Source organism: Mangrovimonas sp. YM274 (assembly GCF_030908385.1).
Taxonomy (GTDB): Bacteria; Bacteroidota; Bacteroidia; order Flavobacteriales; family Flavobacteriaceae; genus Mangrovimonas_A.
In genome coordinates this window covers 705,557-712,500 of record NZ_CP133091.1, presented here as the reverse complement: position 1 = coordinate 712,500, position 6,944 = coordinate 705,557, and the positions used below count along the sequence as shown (strand labels likewise).

Below are 6,944 nucleotides of genomic sequence, written 5' to 3'. Positions count from 1 at the left end.
GTGGGTTGCCCCATTCGGATATCTGCGGATCAAATCGTATGTGCCGATCCCCGCAGCTTTTCGCAGCTTATCACGTCCTTCTTCGCCTCTGAGAGCCTAGGCATTCCCCATACGCCCTTGTTTAGCTTATTGTACTTTTTGTCTTTTTAATGAGTTACGTTATTGCTCGTTACAATAACATTTTATTTTTCATGTATATCTTTCCAATATGTCAATGAACTTCTGTCCCTTAGGGACTCGTGGAGAATATCGGAGTCGAACCGATGACCTCCTGCGTGCAAGGCAGGCGCTCTAGCCAGCTGAGCTAATCCCCCGTTATCTTTAGCTGTCAGTTAACAGTTATCAGTTAACAGTACTTATAACGGCTACTCAACCTCTAAAATTTCCTTTCAGTTTTTAATGAACTTATTTCCAATTGTTAATTGCCTATTGGCAACTGATCATTGGATTTTGTAGTCTCAGGCAGACTCGAACTGCCGACCTCTACATTATCAGTGTAGCGCTCTAACCAGCTGAGCTATGAGACTGTTTGCAGACTCAAGACTTCTAGACTCAAGATTCAAGACCTAAAGTCTTGGCTCTTGCTTCTTGTCATCTTGTTTCCATGTTTTAAATTAACAGCTAAAGAACAGGCGCACCTTAAGCTCCTTTTTCCAGTTTCGTCGTCTTTCTCTAGAAAGGAGGTGTTCCAGCCGCACCTTCCGGTACGGCTACCTTGTTACGACTTAGCCCTAGTTACCAATTTTACCCTAGGCCGCTCCTCGCGGTGACGGACTTCAGGCACTCCCGGCTTCCATGGCTTGACGGGCGGTGTGTACAAGGCCCGGGAACGTATTCACCGGATCATGGCTGATATCCGATTACTAGCGATTCCAGCTTCACGGAGTCGAGTTGCAGACTCCGATCCGAACTGTGATAGGTTTTGTGGATTCGCTCCTGCTCGCGCAGTGGCTGCCCTCTGTACCTACCATTGTAGCACGTGTGTAGCCCAGGACGTAAGGGCCGTGATGATTTGACGTCATCCCCACCTTCCTCGCGGTTTGCACCGGCAGTCTTGTTAGAGTTCCCGGCATGACCCGATGGCAACTAACAACAGGGGTTGCGCTCGTTATAGGACTTAACCTGACACCTCACGGCACGAGCTGACGACAACCATGCAGCACCTTGTAAGTAGTCCGAAGAAAGTCTGTTTCCAGATCATGCAACTTACATTTAAGCCCTGGTAAGGTTCCTCGCGTATCATCGAATTAAACCACATGCTCCACCGCTTGTGCGGGCCCCCGTCAATTCCTTTGAGTTTCATTCTTGCGAACGTACTCCCCAGGTGGGTCACTTATCACTTTCGCTTAGCCACTCAGACCGAAGTCCGAACAGCTAGTGACCATCGTTTACGGCGTGGACTACCAGGGTATCTAATCCTGTTCGCTCCCCACGCTTTCGTCCATCAGTGTCAGTACGTTGTTAGTGATCTGCCTTCGCAATCGGTATTCTATGTAATATCTATGCATTTCACCGCTACACTACATATTCTAACCACTTCACAACGACTCAAGACCGACAGTATCAAGGGCAGTTCTACAGTTGAGCTGCAGGCTTTCACCCCTGACTTACCGGTCCACCTACGGACCCTTTAAACCCAATGATTCCGGATAACGCTTGGATCCTCCGTATTACCGCGGCTGCTGGCACGGAGTTAGCCGATCCTTATTCTTACGGTACCGTCAAGCTCCTACACGTAGGAGTGTTTCTTCCCGTACAAAAGCAGTTTACAACCCATAGGGCAGTCTTCCTGCACGCGGCATGGCTGGATCAGGCTCCCGCCCATTGTCCAATATTCCTCACTGCTGCCTCCCGTAGGAGTCTGGTCCGTGTCTCAGTACCAGTGTGGGGGATCCCCCTCTCAGGGCCCCTATCTATCGTCGCCTAGGTGTGCCGTTACCACACCTACTAGCTAATAGAACGCATGCCCATCTCTTACCGCCGAAACTTTAATACCATTGTGATGCCACATCGGTATACTACGGGGTATTAATCCAAATTTCTCTGGGCTATCCCCCTGTAAGAGGTAGGTTGCATACGCGTTACGCACCCGTGCGCCACTCGCCGGCGGAAAAGCAAGCTTTTCCCCGCTGCCGTTCGACTTGCATGTGTTAGGCCTGCCGCTAGCGTTCATCCTGAGCCAGGATCAAACTCTTCATCGTTAAATCTTAAATATTATTCAGACTCCCGAAACGGAATTTTCTTGGTTCTCAAAATGGCTTGTTCTTTGTTTGACCAGATCTTATAAAAGATCCAATCTTACGCTGTCAATTCAATATGTTAATGAACTTGTCTTCTTTGTTTTTCCTAAGCTCAGCGCTTAAGCGGGTGCAAATATAGAACCCTTTTTTGAGTCTCACAAACAGTTCGGTTATTTTTTTTTAAAAGTTTTTTTTTCGTGGCGCAATCGCCTCTCAAAATCCCTATAACCGATACTCTCAATGAACTTCTTTCGCTCCAACAGCACTCGCTGTTTTTGCGGGTGCAAATATACCGCCTTTTTGGATATGTGCAACTCTTTTTTTGTGGTTTTGAAAAATATTTTGAGATAGGGATTTTAGAAGTCTAAAATTGAAGTGTTTGGTTGCGGAAATATTTTATGGTTTATAGGAAATGGCGTATTGAGCTTTCTAGATACCCCCTTTTTGAATACATACTATATATAGTGTGTACAGCCTGCATAAATACAAAATAGCCCTTTGTCATATATATAAAGGATATTCCAAAACAGGAAAAACTTCTATTCACCCACCATTATTCCGAATGAAGAAACATCTTTTAATACTGAGTAAAAACTATTTTGATATCAATGGAGGGATAATCAACAATCAATTCTCATTCACAATAGCCCCTAAACCAAACAAATAATTGTCTCGATTAGTAGAAAATTCATAGTCATCACCGTTTTTCTTCCATATAGATTTATGGTCGGCTCCGAATAACAACTTTCCATCACAGCGGCATCATCTTTAAATCTTCAAAGATAAACACCGTCTTCTTCACCCTTTAAACATTTCTCTACACAACCCAAAGCAACCAAGTGACCATCTTAATATCTTTCGGTGGCTCACCAGTTGCCAACTACATTATCCAAGCCCTCACCTTGAACAGGAAATAAATAACACCAAAAATGAATATAGAAATGCTTTTTCATAAGTAGAACTCAAAAACTCCAAAGATTCTCAAGATAGAAAGTAGACCCAAGTGAGCTGCAACATTACTTTCATTTAAATGAATATTTCAATACAATGAAACTTAAAAACAAATCACAAAATATACTAAAACAAAAAAGCCTCCCGAAATCGGGAGGCTTTTGTTGGCCTACTAGGGCTCGAACCTAGACTCTTCTGGACCAAAACCAGACGTGTTGCCAGTTACACCATAGGCCATCGCTTTGTTTTGCGAGTGCAAATTTAATACAATCTTTGACATGCGCAAAAGTTTTTTTAAAAAATTTTTCAATCAACTTAAGGTTTACCTAAAAGCCATAGTGTTTATGATATTTATTACTAAATTCGTCCGCAACAATAGACAACATCTTATGACACATTTCAACTTCAAGAAATGGAATACCATCCTAGGATGGATCACTTTTACTATAGCTCTTATTACTTACGCTTTAACCATCGAACCTACTGTAAGCTTTTGGGATGCTGGAGAATACATATTAACCTCTTCAAAACTTCAAGTTGGACACCCGCCGGGAGCCCCGTTATTTCAAATGTTAGGAGCCTTTTTCTCCATATTTGCATTTGAACCTTCTCAGATAGGCATGATGTTAAACATGATGAGCGCCGTATCCAGTGCCTTCACGATTTTATTTATGTTTTGGACCATTACCTTATTATTAAAAAAGTTGGTAAAGGAGGATGAAGAAGGCATGACTCAACAAGCTGCAATGGCCATTTTAGGAAGCAGTTTGGTAGGAAGTCTTGCTTTTACATTCACAGATTCCTTTTGGTTCAATGCTGTGGAAACCGAAGTATATGCCATGGCCACTCTTATTATGTCCGTTATGTTCTGGTTGGGATTACGGTGGGAACAGGATATGCATACTCCTAGAGGAAATCGCTGGCTCATTTTAATTGCTTTTATTATTGGACTTTCCTTTGGTGTTCACTTTATGGGGTTATTGACCATTCCTGCCATTGGTTTGATCTACTTTTTTAAGAACTACAAAACTGTAACAGTTAAGAATTTTATCATTGCCAATGCCGTTGCTATTGCCATTTTATTGTTCATCTTTAAATTATTAGCTCCAAATATCATGAGAGCCTTTAGTGCATCAGAGCTGTTTTTTGTAAACACTGTTGGATTACCATTTAATTCAGGATCTATTATTGCAGGTATAGTATTGATTGCCTTGATTTACTTTGGACTGAAATATACCCGTGACAAAGGCTACAAACATTTAAATACTGGTATTTTATGTCTTACCTTTATAATTATAGGTTTTTCATCTTGGTTAATGCTTCCTATTAGAGCCAATGCCAACACCATTATTAATGAGAATAACCCTTCCAGTGCCCGAGAGCTTTTGGCCTATTATAACCTTGAGCAATATCCGGAAACTCACCTTTTCTATGGACCACTGTTTACAGACCAATATACGGGCTATGACGAAAACCAACCTTTTATTGACGACAAACCAAAATATGAAAAGGACTATGAAAAGGGAAAATACGTTGTTGTAAACAATTACAAAAACGCAAAGCAAAACTACAACTCAACCCAAGCCGCCTTACTGCCAAGAATGTGGAGTACAGAGCATGCCGAAAACTACATGCGCTTTACCGGGCTTTTGGATTTTAAGATAAAGCCAGAGTACCAAATGGAAAATGAGGTGCGCGCCCTGGTTAATGATTTTAGACGTCGGGTGGCAGAAGGTCAAATAGATTATGAAGGCTACCACAATTTCCTAAAACAATACGGACAACAATTCTTGGACATTGAAAAGCCTTCCCTAGGAAAAAACATCAGCTATATGTTGGAATACCAACTTGGGTACATGTATTGGAGATATTTTATGTGGAACTTTGTTGGAAAGCAAGATGATATTCAAGGGAAATTTGATGACCTTCACGGAAATTGGATCAGCGGCATCAAGTTAATTGACGAAATACATTTGGGTATGTCCCAGGACAATCTTCCTAGTGATGTATTGAACAACAAAGGACGCAACACCTATTACTTCCTACCATTTCTTTTAGGGCTTATTGGTTTTATGTTCCTATTGAACAAAGACAAGAAAACCTTCTGGACCATGCTGGTATTCTTCCTGTTTACAGGTTTGGCCATCCAGTTCTACACCAATGTAAGACCATTTGAACCTCGAGAGCGTGATTATTCCGTAGTAGGTTCTTTCTATGTGTTTGCAATTTGGATAGGATTTGGAGTGTATGCAATTTATGATGTTTTGAAAAACTTTAGTAAATCAAAATTTCTAGCTCCCGCCATTACCACCGCTTGCCTTGCACTGGTACCAGCTATTTTGGCTGCCAACAATTGGGATGACCATGATAGATCCAATAAACGTACGGCCCATGCCATGGCGGCGCAATATTTGGAATCCTGTGCGCCTAATGCCATTTTGTTTACCATTGGCGACAATGACAGTTTCCCGCTATGGTATGCCCAGGAAATTGAAGGTATCCGAACAGATGTAAGAGTGGTTAACACCAGTTTGTTCCAAACCGACTGGTATATCGACCAAATGAAACGAAAGGCTTATGAGAGCGATCCAATTCCTTCTCAACTTACGCATGACAAGTATAAATATGGTACAAGAGATGTTATTTTGAAAAGACGAATCTCCAACGACACCGTATCAATAAAAGACTTTTTGAACTTTGTTACAAGCGATAGTCCTAAAGCTAAATTTAAGTTTAGGTTGCAACAAGAAGGTGAAGATCCAAGTTATTACCCAGAAAACTTATTGAATTCAAATTACTTCCCTACAGAAAATATTAGAATTCCGGTAGATAAGGAAGCGGTTTTAAGAAACGGAATCGTAAAGGAAAAAGATGCAGACAAGATTGTACCTTACATTGATGTGCGCATCTCTTCAGGGGCTATCTACAAAAACAGATTGATGATGCTGGATATTATTGCCAACAACAATTGGGAACGCCCTATCTATTTCACGGGCGGCGCTTTTGGAGATGAAGATTATATCTGGATGAAAGATTATCTGCAACTAGATGGTTTATGCTATAAATTAGTACCTATAAAAACACCTATAGACAGAGCAAATCCGTTTGATATGGGTCGTGTAGATAGTGATTTAATGTACGACAAAGTAATGTCTTGGGATTGGGGTAATAGCGGCACCGATATTTATCACGATGTAGAAACTCGTAAAAATGGAATTACTTACCGAGGAAACCTTGCCAGACTCATCGAACAATTAATCAATGAGAAAGACTACGAGCGTGCCGAAAAAGTTGCCGATTTAGCCATGGAAAAAATGCCCGTAGACATCTTTGGATACTATACTTTATTGGAGCCGTACATTAGTGCTTACTATGAAATTGGCAAAGAAGAAAAAGGCCGAAAACTCTACAAGGATGTTTCCAAAAAGTACCAAGAAAAACTCACTTATTACAGTGGCTTGAGTGTAGAAAACCAAACGCGCTATTTGGATGAAATTGTTACAGATATTGAACGTTACAGAAGTTTGGTAGACATCTTGGTAATCTACAACGACAAGGATTTTGCCATGGAAGAAACCCAAAAATTCAACAATTATCTGAAACTCTTTGGGCATTTTACCGATGAAGAACCAGCTGTAGAAACCTTGATTGAAGATGAGGATATTGCTGTAGATAGCATAGACAGCATTTTAAAATTGGAAGAATAAAGCTAACATATCATGCCACTTGGGATTGCTTTTTAAAGACCCCCTT

Annotated in this window: 1 protein-coding gene, 3 tRNA genes and 2 rRNA genes (1 of these 6 cut by a window edge); 1 reads left to right on the top strand and 5 read right to left on the bottom strand. The window is 41.2% G+C overall.

The features are described 5' to 3' along the window. From RBH95_RS03170 to RBH95_RS03150, 5 genes are all read right to left on the bottom strand, one after another. Nucleotides 1-132: ribosomal RNA gene (locus RBH95_RS03170) — 23S ribosomal RNA — on the bottom strand; it reaches 2,688 nt to the left of the window's first position. Between the two features lie 108 nt (nt 133-240). Further along, a tRNA-Ala gene (locus tag RBH95_RS03165) sits at nt 241-314 on the bottom strand. A 139-nt stretch (nt 315-453) separates the two neighbouring features. Beyond that, nucleotides 454-527 (bottom strand) — tRNA-Ile (locus RBH95_RS03160). A gap of 149 nt (nt 528-676) precedes the next feature. After that, a 16S ribosomal RNA gene (locus RBH95_RS03155) occupies nt 677-2,201 on the bottom strand. Together the 16S and 23S rRNA genes with 2 tRNA genes alongside form the textbook arrangement of a ribosomal RNA operon. Before the next feature lie 1,154 nt (nt 2,202-3,355). Further along, nucleotides 3,356-3,428, bottom strand: a tRNA-Gln gene (locus tag RBH95_RS03150). Nucleotides 3,429-3,580: 152 nt separating this feature from the next. On the opposite strand from RBH95_RS03150, the gene RBH95_RS03145 reads away from it, so the two are divergent. After that, complete coding sequence (locus RBH95_RS03145; RefSeq protein ID WP_307901282.1) at nt 3,581-6,898, top strand: DUF2723 domain-containing protein; 3,318 nt, start codon at nt 3,581-3,583, stop codon at nt 6,896-6,898. Nucleotides 6,899-6,944 lie beyond the last annotated feature (46 nt).